Origin of the sequence: Neptuniibacter sp. QD29_5 (assembly GCF_047778125.1) — a bacterium.
Classification (GTDB): Bacteria; Pseudomonadota; Gammaproteobacteria; order Pseudomonadales; family Balneatricaceae; genus Neptuniibacter.
The window spans coordinates 2734565-2760401 of sequence record NZ_CP180556.1 but is presented as its reverse complement, the minus strand read 5'-3'; the positions used below and the strand labels follow the sequence as shown (position 1 = coordinate 2760401).

The window sequence follows — 25837 nt, the reverse complement described above, 5'->3', positions numbered from 1 at the left end:
TGTGCGAGACAGATGCGGTAAAAATAATAAAGAGAAAAATAATGAACGCTCAACAGATGAAAGATTCTATTCGCAAATTTATGAAAGCTGACCTATCTCAGGTTAAAGACGCAGAGTTGCGCGCTAAGGGTGAAAAGCTACAAGCAAAACAAGGCGGTTTTACACTGCTTGAATTGTTAGTAGTTGTTGCGATTCTTGCAGTAATTGCAGGTGCGGTTATTTCTAATATGGATGGCAAGGAAGAAGGTGCTGCTCAAGCAACAGCTGTTCACACTATGGCAACTCTTGAAAACAGCATGAACGTATACAACGTTTCTGAAAAGCGTTTATTGCCAGGTGGTTTGGATTCTTTACTTTGTAGTAGTGGTGTAACTACTGGTGGGTCTGGTAGTGTCGCATCTGGTTCATTGGCTACTGTTATATCTGGTACTGAACTGAAACTAAGTAACAATACTAATACTTCTAATGTTCCTAAAGTTCATGGTGGTCTGACTTCTGATTTGTATGAAAAAATTGAAATTGTTGAAGTGACATCAAGTGCTGTTAGTAGCTTTGCAGATAAAGGCTTGACTAGTTTGCGTTACGCTGCAGGTTCTTTGTGTGATGGTACAGGCTATGGTGATGATAATGTTCTTCCTGTAGATGTAACTAAACCATCATTGATTTTTGCTGATTCTGTAGTAGAAGATGGCGAGTGGGAATTCGGTGCAGGTGCAGAAATTGACCTAACTGGTGCTATGACCGGTACACAGGCAATTCCTTTAGCTTTCTTTAATGAACCTGCTGAATTAGGTCAAGATGAAGATGCTGTCTTGGCTGTATTTGGTGTTGGCCCTGCAGCAGACTTGAGTTCTGTTATTGCGCGTGCTCCACAGGATGGTAATGCTCCAGCGGATAAATATGCAAACTTCTCAATCGTAGTTAAAGTTGCAGAATGTTCATCTGGTACAGCAGAGTCTCTAGATGCTAACTGTAATGAAGTTTCTGAGTGGAAAGAAGTTGGCGAAGAGATGGAAATTGTAGCAGTTCTTGATGCTGGTGGTGATGGTTACGACGACGAGATTGCTGAAGCTAAAGGTAACGAAGAAGAGTAATTCTTCTTTCTAAAAAAGCAGGGGTTTAGCCCCTGCTTTTTTGTAATAAGTGGTTATGTTTTTTTGTCTCTAACTGATTGTTTTAATGGTAGTTACGAGATGATAATTAAAAAGGTTTTACTTGGATGAAGATAGATAGCTAAGGATCGGCTAATAACAATAATAAATACAATGGCTTTATATGCAGTGGCGAAATAAGCAAGACCTTAAGACAAACAAAGACCGCTTTCCTAAACGTGTCCGTAGCGACGCTTTTAGCAAAGCGGTTTTGTCGTCTCAGAAGGGTTTTACCCTTTTGGAAATGCTGGTGGTTGCAGCCATTCTTTTGGTTGTGGCTGGTGGTGTGGTTACCTCTTTCCGTGATGTTGGGTCTGATGCTGCAGATCAGGCAGCGCGCTACCAGATGCAACAGCTGGGTGAGGCGATAGAAGCGTACTATCAAGATAATGGAACAATCCCAGCGCGAACGACCCCTGCAGATCTATCATTTCTTTTTGTTAAAACTACCGAGAGCAATTGGAGTACGGATTATCGCCGAGGTTGGAGGGGACCCTATCTGAATGGTCATAAATACCTTTATTTAGATATTGGTGATGATCTTACAGCGGATGGCTCGAGTATTAGTGCCCCAGCAGATCCGGGCGAGCCTTTTGTGATTGATGGGGTAGAGATTGAATCTGTAATTGGTATCGCAGACCCTTATGATCATTACCCTGTAGATGATGGTCAGAGCCTAAGTGTCAGTGGTTGCAATACGACTGACTGTCTATTGGAATGGCGTAAAGTGTCAGGTGATGATTCAACCTTGATCAATCGCTTTGGACGCCCTTATCTGGCTATAGACCTTGAGGTTATGGCGGATAGCACTATCGTGCCAGGGGTGCCACGATTGGTTAGCTTTGGTTCGAATGGTATCTACGAGCCAAACAGTTGTGATTATACCGAGACAGATCCAGTTGATGCCGATTTCTGTGATGCTGATCTTCTTTGTAGCAGTAGTGGGGATGATATCGTCTTATGCCTTCGCTAATTCTCAATCAACAATATTCTAAACGTCAATCTGGCTTTACCTTATTAGAGTTGGTGCTAGTGATGCTAATTATCGGCTTGGTAGCCAGTACTCCATTGGTGTTTATCGATAATCAGGATAATCAGCTTCGTTATGATGAAACCTTAGATAAGATGGAGCTGCTTAGAAAAAGCATCCTGATGCAAAGCAGTCATCGTAACCAACCTGTGCTGTCTGGCTTTATTATCGATAACGGTGTTTTACCCCCAGCGAGTGCCTCTTTGTCTCAGGACCCCACAGAACTGCAGCCTTTAATCAGTAAAGATGGAAGTTGGGAGGTAAGTGGTTCTGATCAGTGGGAAGATCTCGCTATGCTGGACCCTTACGTTAATTTTGGCGGAGCGCCCACACAAATATCTGCCTATCCACAGCTAAAAGGTTATCGCGCTAATTATTTGAGTGCTGGTTTGGATAGTAATCGTGAATTTAGAGATGGTTGGGGTATAGGTTTCGAAGTCAGTAATGCATCTGATCAGTATCAATTTAATTATAAGGGCGATGATGGTGATCATCCTACGAGTTACAACGTGGTTGTATCAGGTGCTATTGAGAGCACTGACTGGCAGGTGCCGTTAAGCCAAATTGATATTCAAGTTCAAAACAACAGTGATACTGATAGTCATAAATTGGCATTAGTTGTGTTTAAAAATGCTGCTGTTTCTGATGAAGAAGATCGTTGGGTTACCTATCACTTCGATGCTGCTGCATCGACCGCAACGAATTCCCTTTCATTTGTTACCAATGAATGGCATGAGAATGGTGCGTCTATTTCTGATGCCAGTACTAAACAGATTCCCGTAGGTCAGCATGCTGTTTTTGTTATGGATAGCGCTGGAACGGTTGTAGAAAAATATGATCGCTTACTGGTAATACCAAATGCTACGCAGCCAGTACTGCAATTTGAGGTTAATTAATGCTGTCGTTTCTGAATAAAAAAGCAGCGGGTAAAGGTCTGCTGGTCCTAAAAACAGATGGGTTTGGTCTGCGAGCAACTGTTATTAATGGCAATCGTGATGCACTAAAAGTAACAGTGTCTGTGTCGTCACAGCAGATTGATCCTATTGCTGCACTGACTGATGTGCTTGAGCAGTTAAAAAATGTGCTGGGAAAAAATGTACCTAGTAATGCCTTACTGCTGCATATTAGTGCCATTCCTGATCTAGTTCAGATCACTGAAAGCTTTGATTCTCCTGAAGCTGAAAATTTACTTGAGATGCTGCGTTGGGAGATGGAAGGTGTGGTTGCCATGCAATCCCCCAACTGGGATTTGGGATGGTTGTTGATGGGGCGGGGCTATATTACCCCTGAGCAGCGCGAAGAGCTGGTGCATCTGGTAACAGAAGAGAAACAGCTATCCGCGCAACATGGTGGCCGAAGCCCGATGCGCTTGGGTGAAGTCGCGATCCGTGAGCAGATGGTTTCGAAAGAGCAGATAGCTGAATGCTTGCATATCCAACAGAAACTGCAGCTGGCAGACCAGCGTCTGTTAACCCAATGGCGACCGCAGCCTAAAGAGGAATCACCTTATAGTGATGATGACTTAGGTGATGCGCAAAAATTCCTGTGTAGTGCTATGCCTGCTGCTCAGCATCAACAATGGTTAGATGCTGTTAAAAAGGTTGGTGGTAGTTCTGGTTTCCCTAAGCTGAACTTGCGTCAGGTGTACCCTTTTGCGGGCTCTAGTGTGCCATTGTTAGATAGCTCTGACACCTTATTAATAACCGAATTTCATAAGGCTTATGTTTTCTGTGCTGTATTGCAGGATAACCAGATTCGCGAGGTGGCGATGGTTAAATGCTCCAGCCATGTGTTAGATGCAGGGGCGGTTGCAGAGGTCTTAACGACAGGTTCGTTTGCGCAAGCAAATCGTTGGCTTGTTGCTGATGGTGATAGCACATTTAACGACCAAATCTCTCAGCTGGAATCATTGCTACAGCTCGATGCAGAATCTTTAGCTCAGGCAGCGGCGGATAAAATACCTTCTGGTAGAAATGAGTTGTTAGCTGAACTGGGGGCTGCGAGACATTTTCTTGGCAGTGCCCCGCTTTCTGTCGCGCCTTTAATTGGTATGCCTCCACCGGACCCTATTTATCGTAGCAATGGCTTTAAAATTGCGATGGCAGCTTGTGTTTTGCCACTGTTAATAGCTGCTTATGAAGGTGCTTATCATCTGAAACTGAAGTCGTTAGAGGCGGAGCTGTTGGCTGCGGAGCAGCAATTAGAGGCTTTCAAGGATCAGAGTAGTAAGGCGCGAAAAAAGTACACAGAAGCCAAGCAGAATATTGCGGTCTTTCAAAAGAAAACTAAAGAGCTGGGAAGTTTGCAGGCTGAAAAGCAGTTAGTTGAGCAAGTGATTGTGAAGCGTCAGTCATTTGTCGAACGTCTTCTACCTGTGCTATCGGAAAGTATAAATGATGGCGTTGTTTTAGAGTCGATGAAAGAGAGTTCTTGGTATGAATTCTCTATCACCGGGAAAGCTGTCGATCAGGCGAGTATTGATGACTTTAATCAGGTTCTGTCTATAAGCCTTGAGCCCCTTAATATGTACATTGCGAAGAGTCCAAGTAATTTTCGAGGGGATTCTGCGTTAATGCAGAATGGCATCTATGTATTTGAGTTCGTTTTAAAGTACAAGGGGGCTCAATAATGAATGCGTTCTCAGAAATGAACTTGCGTGAACGAATCTTGGTAGCTGTTTTAGGAGCCGCTTTGATCGCAGGTGGCTATCTGTTTATCCGTGGAGCTGACCTTAACAAGCAGGTGTTGGTTCTAGAAGATAGAATTGAATCTGCTGAGAAGAAAATTAAGAAGGCGAAAAGGAAGCAGGGTAAGAAAATGATCCCCGAGTTGAACGGGAAAAAGATCAGTTCGAATGACGTAAGAAAATTAACCAAAGCTATAGATGCAGAAAAAGCGAAATTGTCAGGTATTGGCTACTCCTTTATCGATGTAAGAGATAAATCTAAGTTTTCTAAGTTCCTCAGCCAGATTACCCATAGTGCAGAGTCAAATCGTTTGCATCTGTTATCTAAAAAACAAAGTAGCGGGAATTTAGCGCGGATGGTTGCAGCAAAGGGTGTGAATCAAGGGAAAGGAGATCTGAATCGCCCATTATATGAGCTGCGCTTACAGGGCGGATATAGCGCACTATATGGGTTTATTAAGCAATTGTCTCAGTTGGAATACTCGGTTATTCCAATCAAATTCCAGATTAGCCGTACTGATCGAACTGCCTTGGGTGGTGGACGCGTGCTAGATATTGAGATGACATTGGCATTGTGATGGAAAATAACAACTATAAAGACCAGTTTGAGCAGTTGCTGGCAACGATGTTGGAACTAGGCGCTTCAGATATGCATTGTTCTGCCAATGTTGCGCCGGTAATGCGTATTCATGGTGAACTGCAAGAACGTGAAGAACTGGAGCCGTTTGCTAAAGATCAACTGATGGGTATGGCTGAAGCAATTTTGTCTGCCGAACAGTTTGAACACCTGATTAAAAAGCGCAGTTGTGACTTGGGTTATTCCAATCAGCTTGGCGTACGTTTTCGTTTAAATATCTACTTTGAGCGTGGCTCATTAGCCTTTGCTATTCGCGCATTAGATGGGTCCTTTTGTACCTTCGAAGAACTGCGTTTGCCTGCGCAACTAGAAGAAGTTGTAGGTTTTAAGGACGGTTTGGTTCTAGTGACGGGGGCTACAGGTAGCGGTAAGTCCACGACATTGGCAAGTATTATCAATAAGATAAACGAGACGCGTGCTTGTCATATTTTAACCATCGAAGACCCTATCGAATTTGTACACAGTAATATTCGCTCAGTAGTGCATCAACGCGAAGTGGGTGATGATGTCCTTTCTTTTGCGGATGCCATTCGTAGCGCTATGCGTGAAGACCCGGATGTAATGCTGCTGGGTGAGATGCGCGATCTTGAAACCATGCATGCAGCCATTACTGCGGCTGAAACAGGCCATTTGGTATTTGCCACTCTACATACAAATGATGCGGTTGGTGTGATAGATCGATTAATCGGGATGTTCCCAGGCGATCTGCAAAATACAGTGCGCCAGCAGTTATCTATGTGTTTGCGTGCAGTGGTAACGCAGACATTAGTACGCTCTCCTGATGGTCAAGGGCGTATTCCGGTGAATGAGATTTTGATGGTCAATGGCGCTGTATCTAACCTTATTCGGGAGAATAACTCCACTCAAATTCGTTCAGTGATGGAAACGGGGCGGGCACAAGGCAATCAGACTTTTGAATTTGCATTAGCTAAACGAGTATATGAAAAGTTCTTAACCAAAGAGCAAGCGTTGCAGCTAACCAGTCGTAAAGAGCAGTTTGAGAACTCTCTTCGAGTGTTGGGCAGGTAACCGGTTATGGCGATTAGGGATAAATGGCTAATTGAAGCTGCTATTAAGCAAGGTTTAATTTCAGAGAGCCAGCATACAGAGGCCAGCTTACATGCGCGTCGTTTAAAAATGGATGAGAAGACGGTGCTTTGTTATGAGCAGCGTATAGCGCCAAGTAGCTTCTATCATGCTTATGCTAGTGAGCGTGGTATGCAGTATCTTCGACCATCGCAGATCAAAGTAGATAAAAGTCGCCTGAGTAATATACCGCAAAGCTTTATTCGTCAGTTCCGTATACTCCCTGTCGAAGTGGGTGATGTTGATAGCGATAAGATCTATGTAGTTACGGATTCTCCAGAGAATCCGACACTTGAAAAACAGTTACAGCGATTATTCAAAACAGATGTGAAGCTCTGCTTGGCTGACCCAGAAGCGTTTGAATGCAGTTTGCGTTTAGATGTGGAGTTAAGCAGTGCTGAATTAGGTTTTGATGCGGTTGCAGAGTTTTCTGAACTGTTGAATCAAGCCTATATGCATCGTGCATCGGATATTCATATAGAGCCCTTGGCTGACTACTATATTGTACGATTGCGGGTAGATGGGCAGTTACAGCAATATGGGAAGCGTTTTACCCTTTCGGAAGGGATTTCTTTAGTTAGTCGTATTAAGGTTATGTCTAACCTGGATATAGCTGAAACTCGAATGCCTCAGGATGGCGGTGCTGATTATACAACGCCTTATAACGTCGAGTTTGAAATGCGTGTGGCGACAGCGCCAACTAAGCATGGTGAGCGAGTCACCCTACGTTTGCTTGGCACGGATAATCAGTTGTTTACCCTGAAGCAGCTAGGGATGTCTGATGCAACGTTACGGCAGTTTAGCCGAGTAATTGCTCAGCCTCATGGCATCGTTTTGATCACGGGGCCTACTGGTAGTGGTAAATCCACTACGCTTTATGCGGCTCTGGAAGAGTTAAAATCGGAAAGCACCAATATTCTTACTGCTGAAGATCCTGTTGAGATGGTGGTAGAAGGGGTCTCACAAGTTCAGATGAATGCCAAGGTCAACTTTGCATCTGCCCTTCGAAGCTTCCTACGACACGATCCAGATATCATTATGGTCGGTGAGATCCGAGATTCTGAAACCGGTGAGATTGCTCTTAAAGCGGCTACGACTGGTCATATGGTTCTATCTACCTTGCATACCAATTCTGCGATTGCCAGTGTCACGAGACTTAAGAATATTGGTTTAGAGCCGTTTATGATCGCTTCAAGCCTCCAAGGGATTGTCGCGCAACGATTGGCCAGAAAGCTTTGTCAAAGCTGTAAGTTAGATATGCCGGCAGATTTTTCAGAATTGAAACAGTTGGGTTTACCATCTGATGATCTAGTTATGCTCTCTCATCCTCAAGGGTGCTCGCTGTGTAATGGCACTGGCTTTAAAGGGCGTATTGCTCTATTCGAAACCTTGTGGATGGACGAGGTATTGCGGGAGTTAATCACTCAAGAATCAGACGAGCAACAATTACGAAAACACGCTCAGCATTATATCAGTCTTGCTCATGATGGCCGAGAAAAGGTACTTCAGGGCTTAACCTCGATGGAAGAACTGCGTCGTTTAGGTCTTCTAAATCAGTTTGATGAGGTTAACGAATGAAGTTCGTTTATCAGGGGATGAATACCTCGGGTGAAACCTGCGAAGGCACTATCTCTGCCGTTGACCATGATGCGGCGATTGCTAAGCTGCAAAAGAAAGGGATCTATATTAGCAGTATTAAAGAGAATGCTGGAAGTAGTTCTGCTGATAAGCCGAAACAAGATGCCTTTGAGCAGCTGCTTTGCCTGTTGCCGGTTAAGACTAACCAGAAAATTTTCTTTTTCCGTCAGTTAGCTTTGATGTTTCGTTCAGGACTTTCGGTGACAGAAGCGTTGAATATCTTAGGTGGTATTCAACGAGGCAGGATGAGAGAGATCATTCTAGATTTGAATGATCAGATTAGCGGAGGTATGTCTTTCTCTCAGTCTATGGAGAAATATGAATCTGTTTTTTCTCCGCTAGCACTGCATATGCTTCGAAGTGCCGAAGCCAGTGGTGAGTTGGAACCTGCTTTAGTACGTATTGCTGATTTCATGGAGCGCCAAGCTGATATCAAAACTCAACTTATCTCTACCATGACATACCCAGTGGTGGTGCTGTTTATGACCGTTGGCGTGTTTATCTTTTTGATGTCGACGGTTATTCCTAAGTTTGCCGCTTTCTTTGAAAAAACGGGTAGAACGCCTCCGCCAGAGATGATTCAGATGATGGGTATCTCTAACTTTATCCATCAGTATTGGGCGCATGTATTGGTAGGGATCTTACTCGTTTTGATCGGAATTATTTTGACGTATTCACGTAAGAAAGGGCGCTTTTATATCGATTACTTGCTCCTAAAAGTTCCTCTTGTGGGTACGATGATCTCTGCGAGTTCTATGTCGCAAATTACCTGGGGGCTATCCAGTATGCTACAGAGTGGTATCTCTGTAGTTCAGTCCTTGGAAATTATAAGTAAGTTAATTAATAACAAGGTCATTGCAAAAGATATCGCTGATGCATCTGAAGAGATTCTTCAGGGGGCTGATATGGGTAAAAGTTTTCGAAAACCCCATATAGAAGGGCTTATTCAAGAGATGACTCTGGTTGGTGAAAGAACAGGTAGTATGGTATCGGTAATGAAAGATGCTGGTACATTTTATGAAGAACGTGTGCGTATGATTACCAAGGCAATTGCAACAGCGATGGAGCCGGTAGCCATTCTGTTGATTGGCGGTATTGTGGGCTATGTGTACTACGGATTTTTCAAATCTATGTTTGCGGTTTCGGGTTAAAAGATGAAAAAAATAATATTAATCGTTTTATCTATCGCATTTTTACCAGTGAATGTCGTTGCAGAAACGACCTCTTCAAGTTCGGGTTATGTGGCTGCAAATGTAGGTGCAGGTTCTGGTGTTATTGTTATGCGCGACCCTTTCAGCGAACCTCAGATGGTTCAAAAGGGTAACGGACAAGGGGTTATAGGTGGGATCGTAGATCGTTTTGGACAAGGGTTTAGGCGAACACCAGGTGAAGTAAACGTGCCTAAATTACTGTTCAAAGGTTATATCGACCGAGGTGATAATTCGCCTATGGCCTTATTACAGATTGCAGGCAACCGTGTTCATTTAGTTAAAGAGGGGGACGAAATTAATGTTAATCCGGCTAACCCTCGCCAAGCGATAAGAATTACAAAAATTTCCCGTTTAAGTATTACTGTCGAGACAGGCACTTTAGGGCAGATGAAGGTATTACGATGAAAGGTTTTGGAAAAATTGCCCTGATACTGGCTTTATTAAATCCGTTAGTAGCGTCTGCTGCTGTTATCTCGGAATTGGAGTTTGCGGACACTCAGTTAAGAGATGTAATTCGTACCCTATCAGAGCTTTCGCAAAGTAATATTATTGCGACTCCAGGTGCGATCAATAAGCGAGTGACCATACATCTAAAAAATGTATCTGATATTGATGCGATTAAATCGATTAGTCGAATCAGTGACCTTTGGTATCGCTATGATCAGGACACCAATACCTACCGTATTATGACACGCGAAGAATACGCAAAAGATCTAGTAGTTCGCGAAAGTCAGCGTATTGAAGTGTTCCGTTTACTCAATGCCAACGTACGTATCGTCGCTCAAGCAATTGAAGATCTTTATGGTGACCGAGTAGAGCTTTCTTTAGGAGAGGAACCTGGTAAAACTAAGTTTTCAGGTGGATCTAGATCGTCATCGAAAGGTAGCAATGTCCAAAACTCAGCTGCGACTGAGGAGGCTAAAAAATTATCTCTAGGGCAGCTTGAGCAATTGTTACAAGGTAATACCAACGCTATGGCTATTGATCCTACTGCTATGCAAGCGGTTACTCTAAAAGCTCAACCAATCTATGTCACAGTAAACAATGAGCACAATATGATTATTGTGCGCACCGATGACAGCAAGATCATTAATTCCATCAAGCAGCTTGTGGATAAGATGGATATTCCTGTTCCTCAAGTGATGCTAGAGATGAAAATCCTGAGTATTACTTTGGGTGATGATTTTAATTCTATTTTTAATTTTGAGTTAGCGCCTCAAGGTGGGAACCAATCTACAGTTCCTCTCAAATTGGGTAATAATGCTTTGCTTAATAGCGGCAGTTTTATCTATGAATTCCTTAACGATAAGCTTAAAGCAAATATTGAATTTCTTGATGAAAATAAGCGCTTGAAAGTGTTATCAAATCCAATGGTGCTTGCTTCTAACCATCGCGAAGCCGATCTTTTTATTGGTGAAGAGAGCGTGCTAACACGTGGTTTTACCTTCAATCCTGCACAGATTGATAATGGGGTAGTTGTATCTCCTTCTTATATAGAAACAGATACTGAGTTAGAAGAGATAGGCATCTCTTTAAAAATTACCCCGCGTATTAATTCAGATGGTACGGTACTACTGGAACTGCAACAAGAAAGCTCCACACTGAATCCCGGAGGTGGCACAATTCCTGTACCTGATGGTAATGGTAATGTTGTGAATTTGGCGATTGATACAGTTAATACCTCTCGCCTAAAAGGTATCGTTGCAGCTAAGAATGGTCTCACAGTGGCTGTAGGCGGCTTAATTCGTACTACTAGAACTAGAAATGAACGCAAGGTCCCGTTACTGGGTGAAGTGCCTGTTGTGGGTAATATCTTTAAGTCGACGATCGAAAGCGATGAAGAGACAGAGATGGTCTTATTGATTACTCCTAGAATTCTAAATTCACCTTCAGAGAGCCAAGAGTTGCAACGTGGTAATAACCGTTTTTATCAACAGTATAATGACGGATTCCCTGATCCAGCCCCTGCAGAGAACCGTTTTATACAAGCACCTGTTCAGCAGTCGAAACCTGAATCTAAAAAAGCTGGATCGGAGCTGTCTGATATTGATCAATTTATGATGGATGCAGGTTAAAGCACATCCATCATTCCTTTCTTTAAAGCAGGCCTAGATACCTAGGTTTGCTTTAGTCTGTTCTCTTCGTCCCTAAAAGTTCGATCATATAACCGTCAGGATCTTTTACAAAGGCTAAGATTGTTGAACCGTGTTTCATCGGTCCGGCAGGGCGAACCACTTCACCGCCTTTGGCTGTTATTGCATCGCACGCGGTGTATACATCTTCAACTTCAATGGCTAAGTGACCAAACGCATTACCGAGTTCGTATTGATCAGTATCCCAGTTATGGGTGAGCTCAAGTGCGGTGTGCTCAGATTCATCGCCATAGCCTAAAAAAGCTAAGGTAAAGCGGCCGTCAGGATAGTCTTTACTGCGTAACAGTTTCATACCCATTAGCTGTGTATAAAACTCAATAGATTGCTGTAAATCAGTAACACGCAACATGGTGTGTAAAAGGCGCATAATTCAGCATCCTTTTTATTTATCTTTGGTATGATGGGAGATATAAGTTTTGCCATTATATCTTTACAGTGCTTTATTATAAGGATAGATATAACAGAAGTCCTACGTTCTGTTCTGGGTATTGTGTGCGTACGGTTGTTTCTCTGGCGAGATAGGGAAGGTGTTTATGTTTCAAGATATGAATAAAAAGATCTCGGATTCGATGGGTCCGTTCAAAGAGTTGGTCAATATTCAAACCAAGATGCTTGAAGAGCTTACTCGCCAGCAGATGGAATGCACAAAGTCTTGTATTGAAGCGACTATTCAGCAGACAAAAGAGATGCAAAAGTGTCAGTCACCAAGTGATTTGATGGAGCTACAACGTAGCTATGCGAAAGAATTGGAAGACACACTCAAAGCGGCAAGCGAACAGAATATGAAAGCGTTACAAGATGCTCGCACAGAAATTGAAGATGTAGCTCAGCATACATTCGACGCTTTTAATAAGTAATTTTAAACCACCTAAAAAGCAGCCTAGGGCTGCTTTTTTTGTTTTATCTGGAAAGAAAAATGAGTGCTTCAATCGGTTTGTTTTATGGCTCCACTACGGGGAATACTGAAAGCGTAGCAGAGCTAATTACAGAACACCTTGGTCAAGATAAAGTCCATCGTATCGATATTGCTGCTGACGGTATTGAGAGCGTGTCTGAATATGAACATCTTATCCTTGGAATCTCTACTTGGGACTTTGGTGAGCTGCAGGAGGATTGGGCAGACCTATGGGAACAGTTGGATGCCGTAGCGGTTGCAGGTAAAAGCTGTGCCCTGTTTGGCTTGGGTGACCAGATTGGTTACAGCGAGTGGTTTTTAGATGCGATGGGGCTTTTACACGAAAGGTTGCAGAGTAAAGGTGCCCAGATGGTTGGGTATTGGCCCGTAGAAGGCTATAACTTTGAAGCCTCTAAAGCACTAACGCCTGATCATCAGAAGTTTGTCGGCCTTGCGATTGATGAAGATTGCCAGCGTTCAGAAACTGAAGAGCGTGTTGCCACTTGGTGCCAGCAAATTAGCAAAGAGTTCGAGTTCTAGTCTTACCGCTGTTATCAAATCTGTGCTAACTATTCAGCCTAAACAAGTAGTGTTATGTGCTGATTTTCGGTAAAATATCGCCCTTTTTTAAACTGCCGGCTATAGATTCTATACCATGGAAATTAACCCGATTCTTAACAACCTCAAAGATATTACAGTGCGTACTGAAGCGCTTCGTGGCTTTCTTGATTACGAAGGTAAAAAAGAGCGCCTGGAAGAGGTCACTCGTGAACTGGAAGACCCAGCAGTTTGGGATAATCCAGAAAATGCGCAGCAATTGGGTAAAGAGCGTTCTACGCTTGAGGCTGTGGTAAACACAATCGACGAACTGACAGCGGGTGTTGATGATACACGTGATCTGTTAGATATGGCTGTTGAAGAAGATGACGAAGATACAGTCGCAGAAGTCGAAAGTGATGTGAATAGCATGCTGGATAAACTGCAGACGCTTGAATTCCGTCGTATGTTCTCTGGTGAAGCCGATCCAAACAACGCCTTCCTAGATATCCAAGCGGGTTCTGGCGGTACTGAGGCTCAAGATTGGGCTGAAATGATGCTGCGTATGTACCTGCGTTGGGGCGAGGATAAAGGCTTCAAAACTGAGCTTTTGGAATGTTCTGCGGGCGATGTTGCGGGTATTAAGTCTGCGACGATTAGTTTCCAAGGCGAATACGCTTTTGGTTGGTTACGCACCGAAACCGGTGTTCACCGTCTAGTACGTAAATCACCATTCGATTCCGGTGGTCGTCGTCACACATCTTTCTCTTCCGTATTTGTATCACCAGAGATTGATGACAACGTTGAAATTGAGATTAATCCAGCAGATCTACGTGTCGATGTATACCGTGCATCGGGTGCTGGCGGTCAGCACGTCAACCGTACGGAATCTGCAGTGCGTATTACGCACGAACCTTCCGGCATTGTGGTGCAGAGTCAGGCGCAGCGTTCTCAGCACCAGAACAAAGACACCTGTATGAAACAGCTTCGCGCTAAGCTATATGAAGTTGAGATGCTTAAGCGTTCAGAAGCGGCTCAGGAGCAAGAAGATAATAAAGCGGATATTGGCTGGGGCAGCCAGATTCGTTCTTATGTGTTGGATGATCAGCGCATTAAAGATCTGCGTACAAACGTTCAAAGTTCAAACTGTGACAAAGTACTGGACGGCGATCTGGATCTATTTATCGAAGCTAGCCTTAAAGCTGGCCTGTAAAGAATTTATTAACTTAAAGGTTTACCACACCGATGTCTGATAACACTCAGAAGCAAGATGAAAACCGCCTGATTGCGGAGCGCCGTGAAAAGCTAAACGCGCTACGTGATGCAGGTAATGCATTCCCAAATAACTTCCGTCGCGATAGCTATGCTGAAGACCTTCAGGCTCAGTACGGCGATAAATCGAAGGAAGAGTTGGCTGAAGCAGGCATCAAGGTGAGCATTGCGGGTCGTGTAATGCTAAACCGTGGTGCTTTTGGTGTTATTCAGGATATGACAGGTCGTATCCAGTTTTACGTAAACAAAGAAGCACGTAAGTTTGCTAAAAGCTTGGACCTTGGTGATATCGTAGGTATCACAGGTGAGCTGCATAAGTCTGGTAAAGGCGATCTATATGTAGATATGGGCGAATACCAGTTGCTAACGAAAAACTTGCGTCCGTTGCCTGATAAGCACAAAGGTCTTCAGGACACTGAGATCCGTTACCGTCAGCGTTATGTAGACCTGATCACTAACGAAGATTCTCGTAAGGTATTTGAAACACGTTCTAAGATTGTTTCTGGTATCCGTAACTACCTGACTGAGCGTCGCTTTATCGAAGCAGAAACGCCTATGTTGCAGGTGATTCCAGGTGGTGCGACAGCACGTCCATTTATCACGCATCACAACGCGCTAGATCGTGATATGTATCTACGTATTGCACCTGAGCTATATCTGAAGCGTTTGGTTGTCGGTGGCTTTGAGCGTGTATTCGAGATCAACCGTAACTTCCGTAACGAAGGCCTTTCTACGCGCCACAACCCAGAATTTACAATGATCGAGTTCTATCAGGCGTATGCGGATTACAATGATCTGATGGACCTAACAGAAGATATGCTGCGTACTGTTGCGCAGGATGTTTTGGGTACAACAACAATCATCAATACAGTACGTAACGATGAAGGTGAAGTGCTGGAAACATTTGAATACGATCTGGAAAAGCCATTCCGTCGTATCAGCGTGTTCGACTCTATCCTGCACTACAACGATGACATTACTGCTGAAGCGCTAGCAGATGAAACTGCTGCTCGTCAGATTGCACAGCGTATGGACATCGATGTTAAAGATAGTTGGGGCCTAGGTAAGGTTCAGATTGAAATCTTCGAAAAGACTGTAGAGCACCGTTTGGATCAGCCTACATTCATCACTGAATACCCAGCAGAAGTGTCTCCGCTTGCACGTCGTAACGATGCAAATCCTTTCATTACTGATCGTTTCGAGTTTTTCGTAGGCGGTCGTGAGCTTGCTAACGGCTTCTCGGAGTTGAATGATTCTGAAGATCAAGCTGAACGTTTCCGTGCCCAAGTAGCTGAAAAAGATGCGGGTGATGATGAAGCGATGCACTACGATGGTGACTACATCAATGCGTTGGAGTACGGCCTACCACCAACGGCTGGTGAAGGTATTGGCATCGATCGTTTGGTGATGTTGTTTACTGACTCTCCATCTATTCGTGACGTGATCCTATTCCCTGCGATGCGTCCGCGCGGCTAAGGTTAGAACCGTTTTCATACTAAAGCCCTCGTTTGAGGGCTTTTTTGTATATAGCTAAACCTATGTTTGTTCTATATCGTTAGGTAAAAAAGGAAGAGATACTGTGGCGATGAACTGGTTATTCCCAACAGAAAAGCGCTCTATACCAGCTAAGCGCTGGTTGGGTATAAGTTTGCGAACGATTCATCTCGTTGGTATTGCTGGTTTGGCTGGAGCCTATCTTTTCCAGCAGCCAGAGAGTAGTTGGTATCCTTATTTGCTTATGACCCTTGTTAGTGGTTTTCTGATGGCCGCTATGGAAGTGTATGGGGATGGTATTTGGTTGATACAACTCAGAGGCACTGCTATCGGCATTAAGTTGCTGCTGCTATCCACAGTTTTTTGGTGGTTTGAGCAGCCAAATGCTTATATCTATTTTCTAGCCATTATTATCTCTGGCATCGTTTCTCACGCCCCTGGAAAGTTACGGTACTATTCCATCTGGCATCGTAGAGTCATAACAGAGCCTGTTGAGTTAAGTTCTAACGAAGTTAAAAATTGTGGTGGTTGAAATGCGTAAGGCATTAGAGAATGCTCCAAGTTGGCAGGCTGTTCTTGCTGAGCAGTTTAAGCAGCCTTATATGCTAGCTCTGAATGAGTTTCTTGAAGAGCAAATGTCTCAGCATAAAATTATCTATCCTCATTCAGACAATTGGTTTCATGCTTTAGAAACGACGCCGTTGGATGATGTTAAAGTCGTGATTTTGGGGCAGGATCCTTACCATCAACCTGGTCAAGCTCATGGGCTGTGCTTCTCGGTGATGCCTGGGGTCAAAGTACCGCCCTCTCTTGTGAATATCTATAAAGAGCTAGAGAGTGATTTAGGGCTTCCTCGACCTGATCATGGTTATTTGGAATCATGGGCGCAGCAGGGGGTTTTACTGCTTAATAGCATACTTACAGTAGAAGAGAGCAGTGCAGGTGCTCATCAAGGTAAAGGCTGGGAGGTGTTTACAGATCAAGTCATCCAAGCGGTAAATCAACATTGTAATAATGTTGTGTTTCTTCTTTGGGGAAGTTACGCGCAGAAAAAAGGAGCTTGTATTGATGAGGCAAAGCACCTTGTCTTAAAAGCACCCCATCCATCACCTTTGTCTGCTCACCGTGGATTCTTGGGCTGTCAGCATTTCAGTCAAACCAATCAGTATCTGCAGCAGCAGGGCAAAACGCCTATCGATTGGCAGCTTCCATCTCTCTAGATTCCATAGATAGTGGTAATTCTGATTGTGTCACCGGGCTTGGGGTAAAGTAGCAATGCTGACCTCGCCCGCGCTTTTTGCTTTCATACATGGCGATATCAGCCCAGTGTAATAGACCTTCAAAATCGGTTGCATCTTTCGGTGCAAACGCAGTCCCTGCGCTACAGCGTACATGTAACGCAGCTGGGGTATCAATAATCGGATGATCCAGACGTTTATGGATACGTGCCATTATATGGTCCAAAGCTTCCTGTGCATCAAAAATGTTGTCGGCTTGAATCAGTAAAATAAACTCGTCGCCGGCAAGACGGGCCAAAATATCATCTTCACGAAGGATTTGATTAATGGCCGTAGTGAAGTTTGTGAGAACTTTGTCGCCAACGTTATGACCGTACTCGTCATTAATAGGTTTGAAGAAATCTAGATCGATAAAAGTAAGGGATAGAACGCTCTGTTTTCTTTGGGCTCGACTGATCGCTTGTTTGGTAATGGCTTCAAGCATTTTGCGATTGGGTAGGCCGGTTAGCTGATCGGTATGGGCTAGCTCTTGTAGGCGTCTATTTTGCTCGGATATCTGGGTGTTAGCTAAAGCTAGTTTTTGCATGTAACGGGTTCGGTTATCGGTAAAGCGACGTACCGAATACCCCGATATTAGTGTCATGGTGACGATTGCTAAGAATAGTAAAGCGAGAAGGGAATTCTGAGCTGTGTCCTCATAGCTGATACGCATTTTGAGTGAGCTTTCTAGCGCATTTGCCTTCTGAATTATCTCAATGAAAATCTTATCTTGGCGCTGTTCTTTCTCTGTTCCAGCAAGCGATTCCTCTAGGTCTATATATCTTTGATCGATCGACTTACGGAGTTGCTGTAATCGGTAAACAAGCCGATTGGCTTGCAGCCTAAGCTCTTTGTACTCTAGAGGTTGGTAGATATTCTGTTTAAGGGTGCCGCCATCCAAAATGGCATTGGCGTACCAAGTTGCCTGATCTAAGTGTGTATAGACGGTGTCTATGGATATAGAAGGGTCTCCTGCGGAGATCTCTTCAAACCAAAGATGGGCTTGCGCTACCTCAAGTTTGATCTCCATAGAGGCATCTAGCCATGGAATGAACTTTTGAAGGGTGCTTTGCGCACTAAGGTGAATATAGAGGAGAAGCAGTAAGCACAGAGTGGCTGTTGCACCAGTAAGCAATAACGGTACTCTCGGACTGGTTGGTGCCGAAGTTGTCATCCCTGAGCCTCTCCCTAGGCCTTTTACGAAAGTTGTATGGGAGTGTCTCGTTTATTGCTTTCTGGGTCAACAGTTGTGTTCTATTTGTTCACCTTATTTTGGCTCAAATAGTTTGGGGTCCAGCTCGTAAGGCAGTGAGGATAACTTCAGAGATGCATCTCCAATTTTAAGATCGCCTTTCTCTGCTAGCGTTTTTACCAATACAGCCAATACGCGGTAACGGTTTTCGCCACAAGGTGCACCAAGTACTACTTGGCCTGCATTTGGCTTGTCTGGGCTGCTTACTTGTTGGCCTGGCAGTGGTTGCTGCTTGGCTGTAACTTCAGCAATGTACATCGGCTTTTTGAGTTGTCCGCGATGTTGTAGACGGGTAATGATCTCTTGTCCTGTATAGCAGCCCTTGCGGAAGCTAACGCCGCCCAATGCTTGGAAGTTAGTCATTTGAGGAATGAAGGCTTCCTGAGTTTCTGCGCGAAGGTCAGGGATTGCTGCGTCGATTTCGCTCAGTATCCAGTCATCGGTTGAACCAATGCCTACTTCGTCTGGAAGGTTTTGGATTAGCTCTACTAGAGCGCTATTTTTCATCCAAATTTCATAGCGGTTGCCAGGTACGCGAACAACAACGCCGTTACTTAGGCTAATAATGCCGTCGTCTTCAGTTGGCGATTGTTCGAATAGCTGCTCTATAAGTGCCTGTGCACCAGGGCCTGTCAGACCAATACCACTTACTTGTGCGCTGATATCTTCCGCTTCCGCTTTGGAAAAGATCATGTATTTTTTCAGGTTATTAGTAGCGCTTTCAAAAATATCATGGCTCATGCGCAACCAAACGTGATCTTCGCCACGTTTAAGCATACGGAAAAGGCTAAGCATATGGCCTTTAATATTGCAGTGTGCGCCTAGAGCACTGCCGCGTGCGAAAACGTCTGAAACATCACAGGTGAGTTGGCCTTGAAGGAATTTTTCAGTATCCGGACCTGCTATAGATAGAACGCGTTGATGTAGCAGAGGGATAATTTGGGTTGTTTTGGATGTTGTACTGAGTACAGCTGTGTTGTCAGTATTGAGTTGAATATTTTTATCTTTTAATAATTCAATCAGATTGCTCATCGTACATTAATACCTAGACTGTGACTCTACACTCCTAGTGTATGCTAAATACAAACTGAGGACAGCAGACAAAGTTTATGGTTATTCAGAATGAGATAGATCTTTCTGGCTAACCTTTGCAGTGCACCTTGTGAAAGTTGAATTGAGGAAGCAAGGTGCACAAATACAACAAAATATGTTTAAGCGTCGACTTTTTTCGCTATCATTTTGCCAAGCTCAACTGGGCTCTCTGCTGTTAGTTCTTCTGCCCAAGAGATCTGCTCTTTGCCAAATAGCAGAACAACTGTTGAGCCGAGTTTAAAGCGCCCCATCTCTTCGCCTTTCTCTAAAGTAATTGGCTCAGGAGAGGTCGGGCTGAAACTTGTGTGAACGGGACGTTTTAGCGCAGGTGCTTCTTGTCCTGACCAAACAGTTTCAATGCTAGCCACAATCATTGCGCCGACTAACACCATCGCCATAGGGCCGTATTCTGTGTCGAAGTAGGCAACTAGGCGTTCATTACGGGCAAACAATTGATCAACGCCTTCCGCTGTTGTCTGATTTACTGAAAACAGATCGCCAGGAACATAAGTGGTATGCGTTAGCGTACCTTTTACTGGCATGTGAACGCGGTGGTAATCTCTTGGGGAGAGGTAAATGGTTGCAAACTCGCCATCAATAAAATCTTTTGCTCTTTCTTGATCGCCACCTAATAGCGTTGCTAAACCATAGCCACGGCCTTTTGCTTGAAAGATACGACCATGTTCAATCTTACCTAACTGGCTAATTGCGCCATCTGCTGGGCTAGTGATATTTGCTGAATCCCTATCGATAGTGCGTGCGCCGTCTTTTAATTCACGGGTAAAGAAAGCATTGAAACTAGGGTAATTGGTTGGAGACTCTTCGCGAGCTTCCGTCATGTTGATCTGATACTTCTTGGCGAACCATTTAATAAATGTGTTTTTCACCCAAGGAGTTTGGCAGTCTGCAATCTTGCCTACCAAGCGTGATAATAAATGCTGAGGCACGACATGTTGAAATAAAATAAACAGACGGTCAGTAAAGCTTTTCATTATTTCTCCACAGGAGTGTTTGGAAGATTACCCCATTCGAACCACGAGCCGTCGTAGCAGCGAATGTTTTCAAATCCGAGGTGTTTAGCAACCCAGTAGGTTAGACCTGAGCGGCGGTGGGTTTGGCAGTGGGTAATAATAGTGCTTTCAGGATTAATCCCTGCTTCTGCCAGTAAGGATAACAATTCATCTTTAGGTTTTAGGCGGAGATCAGAATCGCTGATCAAACAGTCCGTCCATTCTAAATGTTTAGCACCGGGAATATGGCCGCCTTTTTGAGCATTGATGACCTTTTCACCGTTGTATTCTGCTGCACTGCGTGCATCCCAGATGGTGCAGTTAGCATCATCTAAGTGTGAAAGAATATAATCCGCATCAGCAAGCAAAGAGTCATCGTAATTGATCTCGTAATTACTTGGTGAAGGTTGGTTCTGTTGTTGTTCAATTGCCAATCCTGCTTGTTTCCAAGCGTCGAGTTGGCCGTTTAATACAGAACAGTTATGGTGGCCTAATATGTTTAGCGTCCACATAAAACGGCCAGCCCAAGGGCCTTTTTGATCGTCGTACGCAACAACCCATGCATCAGGTGTGATACCCAACTCATTGTAAAGTGCTGCCAATTTTTCTTTGGTTGGAACCGTATTTGGAACTGGTTTTTCACCATTTAACAGACGACTTGAAGCTAAGTGAATGGCGCCTGGAATATGGCCAGCTAGGTAGTTCTCTTCGCTGGAAAGGTCAATTATCAGTACCTGTGGATCGTCGAGATGCTGGTGTAAAGTTTGAGCCTCAACGCTTAAAGGTAAATTCATTCAGTCACTCCAAAAGAAAGGGCTGGTCAAAGATAATATTGGGATTGTTGCCACTTATTCAAGCGTGCTGATATACCGCTCTTACTTAAGCATCTTTTTTAGGCTTAAAGTAGCTGCTGAACAGAGGTAGCGAAATCGCTCGTGGTGGAAATCGCTAATTTCTGGGCCGTGGCTACCGTAATCTGCATGGATGATCGCAATGGGCTTTTTGCCAAAGAATAAAGACATTAGCAAGAATCCATTTGGATTACCCCAGCTTCGATAGACTTCTGGCAACATCGGATTCATTTTGTCGATGTTTTCAGGCTTCACCCAAATACATCCTGGTTTTTCTCTCAGCTTTTTAAATAGGCTCGGTATTTCCAGATTATATTGAAACGTCGACATCGGATGGGTATCTTCGAACCCGACGGCAAAAGCCGTTTTCATGCTGTTTTTCTTTGGATTAACTAGGAACATGCATACACGATCAAAACCTAATCCACGGTTGGTGCCTTGGATTAATCCCTGCAGAATGTGCTTCGGTTGGGTATATAGGTCGTAGCCTTTTAAGAGCCTTTCTGCGATTTGATCGTAGATGTGTTTATCCAGAAAATCTGATTTCGCTGGGAGGTTTATATCAGTCTCAGCTAGCTCTTCCGGTTCTGGCGTTGGTTCTGGGACTTCAATTATTGGCTTTGTTACTTTGGGTTGGCTTGCTGCGAGAATTTGACTCTCTTTATCGGATAAGCGGTAATTTACCTGTTTATCAGAAGGCAGCATGATCATCTCGGCTGCAGGAGCTAGTGTGCCTGCTACATGGTACATAGAGGAGGCACGAGCGCAGTTCTTGTGCAGCATGTTAATGGTATCTGCGATTTCGCCTTTCAGATAATCGTTAATAATATCGATTATCTTCATTGCCTTTGTCTGTTGCCAGCCAAGGTTTGCCGTTAGAGCAATCCAGTTTGCTAGTTTCACAGGGAAAAACTTCTCTTGGACCAAGTGATTGATTTCGCGAAGATCTCCATCACTTAAACGAGGGTCGCCTAGAGCTCTTTGGTGCAGTTGAGCTAAGGTCTTTTTGTTGGGCGATGTTTCATGTTCAAGGCTTATACAAGCCAACTCGGAAATGCACCAGTGCTCGATCAAACCATGTGATATCTCTTGTATAGTGCAACCAAGTACATCGGTCTCCGCTAGAACAACATCAGTACGTTCTTCTCTTAGTTTAACTTGGATCTCGCTCATATGTAGGGCCGCATGCTGCCAAAGCATCCAATGGCCTACACCGTAAAATAGTGCAGCTAGGTGGGTCTCTTCAACAAAGGGGGCGCGACGTACTTCTAGCCAATTTGAAGCTTGGGTTGCTGCATGGTGACTTACGGCGATGTAGCGGAAGTACATCTTCTGAGCAACGCTAGATGGGTTTAGCTTGAATGATTTAGTCTCTTTAAGTACAGCCTCAATGTTGTCTAACCCAAGCGAATTGATGGCGTGATCAATGCTGGTTACTTTGGAATCAACTTTATTATGTAATTCCGATGCTTTGCGGACCATATGTAGACACAAAACCGGATCTGATTTGATGATTCGGTTAAGGGTTTGAAGAGTAACGTTGGGGTCTCGTAACTGTTTTTGCAGACGACGAAGAACACTGTTTCTGACGGGTAAAGAGCGCTCTTTCAGGTACTCAACCCAATTATCCACTCCGTATGGGGACTCTGACATCTGCTCTATCTGTACTCCGTCTGATTCCGACATTGATACTATGGACCCAAATTAACTATTTTGCTCTTCAATAGAACAAAGAATATGTTTGTAACTCTTCCAACGATATTCGCTGATAGTACCATCTTCTACAGCCGACTTTAGTGCACAGCCGGGTTCTTTTTCATGTTTGCAATCACGAAAACGGCATAAGCCAGCTAGAGGCTGTAACTCTTTGAAACCATTGATAACATCATCAGGTTCAATATGCCACAAGCCAAACTCCCTAATCCCTGGAGAATCGATTAAGTCACCGCCATCAGGGAAGTGGAATAATCGTGCTGTTGTAGTAGTGTGTCGGCCTTTCTTTGTTTGGGTTGAGAGTGAGCCTACTTTTAAATCAACACCCGGCAATAGCACATTGATTAAAGAGGATTTACCTACACCTGATTGCCCAACAAACACGCTGATGCGGTTGTCGAGATAGCTCTTCAGATCTGCTAAGCCTTCTTCGCTGGAACTTGAGGCAAGAAGGACGGTATAACCGATATCCTTATAACGTTGCAGCATTGCGTCAATCTCGACGCGATTGTCGTCATTTAACAGGTCGGTTTTATTTAACAAAATAACCGGTTCTATCCCGCTTAATTCTGCTGCCACTAAGTAGCGATCAATCAAATTGGCATAGGGTGTTGGTTCTACTGCGACGGTGATAACTATAAAATCGATATTAGCGGCAACGGGTTTCATATCGCCATAAGGGTTAGGGCGGAGTAATTCACTTTTGCGCTCGAGTTTCGCTACAACCACTCCAGTATCTTTGCCTTCGCGCCAGATAACCCTATCGCCGGTAACCAATTGACCTAAGTTAGTACGCATATGACAACGAATTATCTCACCTTGGTTGTCACCTTCTGTCGCCTCGACATCTACGGTGCGCCCAAAATGAGAGATAATTAAACCGTGTTGCTCGGGGCCGAGGTCGCTGCTATCCAATTGCTGTTCAATTGCAGCATCTTTTTTCGATGCGCGAGCGGCGCGTTCGTCTTGAATTTTTTGAATGCGCCAGCTTTGACGGCGAGTTAATTTACGTTTTGCCATAATGAGTTAGCAGCGTTTTAAAGCGCGAATGCTAATAGTCTCCATTAATATCGAAGCAAGATGTTAGAAGGTAGGGTATTCTAAGGGAAAGTCAAAGAACCTGCGAATTAAGTCCGCTATTCAGTGACAGAGGTAGGTGAAAACGTCATTTTTGGAGGTAATAAGGTGGTAAGTAAGGAAAATCTGATCTGGATTGATCTAGAGATGACCGGTTTGGAGCCGAAAACAGATGTCATTATCGAGATTGCAACCATTGTCACTGATTCTGATCTGAACATCTTAGCTGAAGGTCCAATGCTAGCAATTCATCAATCAGATGAGCTTTTGGATGGTATGGATGAGTGGTGTACCAATCAGCATGGTAAATCTGGCCTTACTCAGCGGGTTAAAGATAGCCAGGTAACTGAAGCGCAGGCGGAAGCTCAGACAATTGAATTTTTAAAGCAGTATCTGGAAGCAGGCGCATCACCAATGTGTGGAAATAGCATTGGTCAGGATCGCCGCTTTTTGAATAAGTATATGCCTGAGCTAGAGGCATTCTTCCATTACCGAAATCTTGATGTGAGCTCTTTAAAAGAGCTGGCGAAACGTTGGAAGCCAGAAGTCGCCAAAGGCGTTGTGAAAAAAGGGTCTCATCTGGCGCTAGACGATATCAAAGACTCAATTGAAGAGCTTAAATACTACCGCGAGCACTTTATTAAGCTGGATTAAAATTGAATTTTCTTGCGGCGAGGGTGGGTCTGAATAGGAAGAATCTGCGGAGCAGCTCTACTTTCTAGTTGCTTTAGGGCCCACTCAACGTGCTCGCGAACGATATCAGATTCGTGAGTACGTCTACTTTCTAAAGCTTCAATCACTGTAGTGCCGCCGTTGCTGTTTCCCAACGCCACTGCAATGTTTCTCAGCCAGCCAATATGTCCTGTTCTTCTGATTGCCGAGCCTTCGGTTTTTTTTAAAAACTCATCTTCTGACCACGCGAACAGAGTCACTAACTCTATATCATCTAATCTTTGTCGGGGGTGGAAGTCACTTTCTTGGGTGAAATCCGAAAAACGATTCCAAGGGCAAATTAACTGGCAATCATCACAGCCAAAGATCCTGTTGCCCATCAGAGGGCGCAATTCTTCAGGAATTGAGCCGCTTAGCTCAATGGTGAGATAGGAGATGCATCGGCGTGCGTCCAAAACATGAGGTTGCGGAAAGGCCTTGGTTGGACACACGTCCAAGCAAGCTGTGCATTTACCACAATGATCTACTGTGACGGGTTCATCTATTGGCAATGGCAGGTCAATCAAAAGCTCGCCAAGAAAGAATAGGGAGCCAGCTTCACGGTTTAGAATTAGGGTATGTTTGCCACGCCAACCAATACCGGCTTTTTCTGCTAAAGGTCTTTCCAAAATGGGAGCGCTATCCACGAAAGCTCGGTAGACCGATTCGCCAACTTCCTGCTCAATTCTTTTGCCGAGCTGAGTCAAACGTTTCCTAATTAGTTTGTGATAATCCCGGCCTAAGGTGTAGCGCGATACATAGGCTTTATTGTTATCGTCGAGGATCTTTGTGATCTTGGTTTCTGGAGGTAGATAATCCATGCGAACGCAGATGATACGCTGCGCTTCGGGTACTAAACTATTAGCAGAGAAACGTTTATCTAAATGGTTCTCTAGATATGCCATCTCTCCATGGAAACCGTTATTCAGCCATTGCTCGTAATGTGCTTGTTCCTGGCTTAAATCGCAGTCGGTAATTCCGCATTGCTGAAAGCCAAGTTCCTTTGCCCATATTTTGATCTTTTGGGTTAACGCTTTCAGGGATTCAGTTGGCATATCTGTCAT

The 25837-nt window shown here is 44.1% G+C and carries 25 protein-coding genes; 17 read left to right on the top strand and 8 right to left on the bottom strand.

The features are described 5' to 3' along the window. Nucleotides 1-41 precede the first annotated feature (41 nt). From ACMXYR_RS13115 to ACMXYR_RS13070, 10 genes are all read left to right on the top strand, one after another. Complete coding sequence (locus tag ACMXYR_RS13115; protein WP_415901933.1) at nt 42-1094, top strand: type II secretion system protein; 1053 nt, start codon at nt 42-44, stop codon at nt 1092-1094. A 181-nt stretch (nt 1095-1275) separates the two neighbouring features. After that, nucleotides 1276-2124 (top strand): prepilin-type N-terminal cleavage/methylation domain-containing protein, encoded by an 849-nt coding sequence (locus ACMXYR_RS13110; RefSeq protein ID WP_415901932.1) that lies wholly within the window; start codon nt 1276-1278, stop codon nt 2122-2124. Then, nucleotides 2112-3077: a type II secretion system protein gene (locus tag ACMXYR_RS13105; protein WP_415901931.1), complete on the top strand. Its 966-nt coding sequence runs from the start codon at nt 2112-2114 to the stop codon at nt 3075-3077. Before ACMXYR_RS13110 ends, ACMXYR_RS13105 begins: the two co-directional genes overlap by 13 nt. Continuing rightward, complete coding sequence (locus tag ACMXYR_RS13100; RefSeq protein WP_415901930.1) at nt 3077-4810, top strand: hypothetical protein; 1734 nt, start codon at nt 3077-3079, stop codon at nt 4808-4810. Before ACMXYR_RS13105 ends, ACMXYR_RS13100 begins: the two co-directional genes overlap by 1 nt. Continuing rightward, complete coding sequence (locus ACMXYR_RS13095) at nt 4810-5445, top strand: hypothetical protein (RefSeq protein ID WP_415901929.1); 636 nt, start codon at nt 4810-4812, stop codon at nt 5443-5445. The genes ACMXYR_RS13100 and ACMXYR_RS13095 overlap by 1 nt, the downstream gene beginning before the upstream one ends. Next, nucleotides 5445-6533, top strand: coding sequence for a type IV pilus twitching motility protein PilT (locus ACMXYR_RS13090; protein WP_415901928.1), 1089 nt, complete (start codon nt 5445-5447; stop codon nt 6531-6533). Before ACMXYR_RS13095 ends, ACMXYR_RS13090 begins: the two co-directional genes overlap by 1 nt. Nucleotides 6534-6539: 6 nt before the next feature. Then, nucleotides 6540-8168 (top strand): GspE/PulE family protein, encoded by a 1629-nt coding sequence (locus ACMXYR_RS13085; RefSeq protein ID WP_415901927.1) that lies wholly within the window; start codon nt 6540-6542, stop codon nt 8166-8168. Further along, on the top strand, nt 8165-9379 hold the full coding sequence (locus tag ACMXYR_RS13080; RefSeq protein ID WP_415901926.1) for a type II secretion system F family protein: 1215 nt from the start codon (nt 8165-8167) through the stop codon (nt 9377-9379). The genes ACMXYR_RS13085 and ACMXYR_RS13080 overlap by 4 nt, the downstream gene beginning before the upstream one ends. Before the next feature lie 3 nt (nt 9380-9382). Further along, nucleotides 9383-9844 carry a hypothetical protein gene (locus ACMXYR_RS13075; protein WP_415901925.1) on the top strand — a complete coding sequence of 154 codons (462 nt, stop codon included), beginning with the start codon at nt 9383-9385 and terminating at the stop codon, nt 9842-9844. Next, nucleotides 9841-11514: a type II secretion system protein GspD gene (locus tag ACMXYR_RS13070; protein ID WP_415901924.1), complete on the top strand. Its 1674-nt coding sequence runs from the start codon at nt 9841-9843 to the stop codon at nt 11512-11514. The genes ACMXYR_RS13075 and ACMXYR_RS13070 overlap by 4 nt, the downstream gene beginning before the upstream one ends. Nucleotides 11515-11566: 52 nt before the next feature. Here ACMXYR_RS13070 and gloA read toward each other — a convergent pair whose 3' ends face one another. Continuing rightward, nucleotides 11567-11959: a lactoylglutathione lyase gene (gene gloA, locus ACMXYR_RS13065; protein WP_415882249.1), complete on the bottom strand. Its 393-nt coding sequence runs from the start codon at nt 11957-11959 to the stop codon at nt 11567-11569. Between the two features lie 166 nt (nt 11960-12125). On the opposite strand from gloA, the gene ACMXYR_RS13060 reads away from it, so the two are divergent. The 6 genes from ACMXYR_RS13060 (at nt 12126) to ung (ending at nt 17010) form a co-directional block, all read left to right on the top strand. Beyond that, complete coding sequence (locus ACMXYR_RS13060) at nt 12126-12449, top strand: phasin family protein (protein WP_415882248.1); 324 nt, start codon at nt 12126-12128, stop codon at nt 12447-12449. A gap of 59 nt (nt 12450-12508) precedes the next feature. Then, a complete protein-coding gene (gene fldB / locus ACMXYR_RS13055; protein ID WP_415901923.1) occupies nt 12509-13027 on the top strand; it encodes a flavodoxin FldB in 519 nt (172 codons plus the stop codon). A gap of 115 nt (nt 13028-13142) precedes the next feature. After that, nucleotides 13143-14237, top strand: a complete 1095-nt coding sequence (gene prfB, locus ACMXYR_RS13050; RefSeq protein WP_415889130.1) for a peptide chain release factor 2 — start codon at nt 13143-13145, stop codon at nt 14235-14237. 32 nt (nt 14238-14269) lie between these two features. Then, on the top strand, nt 14270-15772 hold the full coding sequence (gene lysS, locus ACMXYR_RS13045) for a lysine--tRNA ligase (RefSeq protein ID WP_415901922.1): 1503 nt from the start codon (nt 14270-14272) through the stop codon (nt 15770-15772). A gap of 109 nt (nt 15773-15881) precedes the next feature. Continuing rightward, nucleotides 15882-16322 carry a hypothetical protein gene (locus tag ACMXYR_RS13040; RefSeq protein WP_415903654.1) on the top strand — a complete coding sequence of 147 codons (441 nt, stop codon included), beginning with the start codon at nt 15882-15884 and terminating at the stop codon, nt 16320-16322. Nucleotide 16323: 1 nt separating this feature from the next. After that, on the top strand, nt 16324-17010 hold the full coding sequence (gene ung / locus ACMXYR_RS13035) for a uracil-DNA glycosylase (RefSeq protein ID WP_415901921.1): 687 nt from the start codon (nt 16324-16326) through the stop codon (nt 17008-17010). Here the strand turns inward: ung and ACMXYR_RS13030 are convergent. The 6 genes from ACMXYR_RS13030 to rsgA all read right to left on the bottom strand — a co-directional run bounded on the left by ACMXYR_RS13030 (nt 16982) and on the right by rsgA (nt 24005). Next, nucleotides 16982-18241: a GGDEF domain-containing protein gene (locus ACMXYR_RS13030; protein ID WP_415901920.1), complete on the bottom strand. Its 1260-nt coding sequence runs from the start codon at nt 18239-18241 to the stop codon at nt 16982-16984. The genes ung and ACMXYR_RS13030 overlap by 29 nt on opposite strands. 93 nt (nt 18242-18334) lie before the next feature. Beyond that, on the bottom strand, nt 18335-19351 hold the full coding sequence (locus ACMXYR_RS13025) for a YgfZ/GcvT domain-containing protein (protein WP_415901919.1): 1017 nt from the start codon (nt 19349-19351) through the stop codon (nt 18335-18337). Between the two features lie 179 nt (nt 19352-19530). After that, complete coding sequence (gene asd, locus ACMXYR_RS13020) at nt 19531-20403, bottom strand: archaetidylserine decarboxylase (RefSeq protein WP_415901918.1); 873 nt, start codon at nt 20401-20403, stop codon at nt 19531-19533. Continuing rightward, on the bottom strand, nt 20403-21215 hold the full coding sequence (locus ACMXYR_RS13015; protein WP_415901917.1) for a sulfurtransferase: 813 nt from the start codon (nt 21213-21215) through the stop codon (nt 20403-20405). The genes asd and ACMXYR_RS13015 overlap by 1 nt, the downstream gene beginning before the upstream one ends. 81 nt (nt 21216-21296) lie before the next feature. Further along, nucleotides 21297-22958, bottom strand: a complete 1662-nt coding sequence (locus ACMXYR_RS13010; protein ID WP_415901916.1) for an HDOD domain-containing protein — start codon at nt 22956-22958, stop codon at nt 21297-21299. A gap of 18 nt (nt 22959-22976) precedes the next feature. Next, nucleotides 22977-24005 carry a small ribosomal subunit biogenesis GTPase RsgA gene (rsgA, locus tag ACMXYR_RS13005; RefSeq protein WP_415901915.1) on the bottom strand — a complete coding sequence of 343 codons (1029 nt, stop codon included), beginning with the start codon at nt 24003-24005 and terminating at the stop codon, nt 22977-22979. 204 nt (nt 24006-24209) lie between these two features. On the opposite strand from rsgA, the gene orn reads away from it, so the two are divergent. Continuing rightward, nucleotides 24210-24716, top strand: a complete 507-nt coding sequence (gene orn / locus ACMXYR_RS13000; protein ID WP_415884678.1) for an oligoribonuclease — start codon at nt 24210-24212, stop codon at nt 24714-24716. Here the strand turns inward: orn and queG are convergent. Then, on the bottom strand, nt 24713-25837 hold the full coding sequence (gene queG, locus ACMXYR_RS12995; RefSeq protein WP_415901914.1) for a tRNA epoxyqueuosine(34) reductase QueG: 1125 nt from the start codon (nt 25835-25837) through the stop codon (nt 24713-24715). The two genes, orn and queG, sit on opposite strands and share 4 nt — an antisense overlap.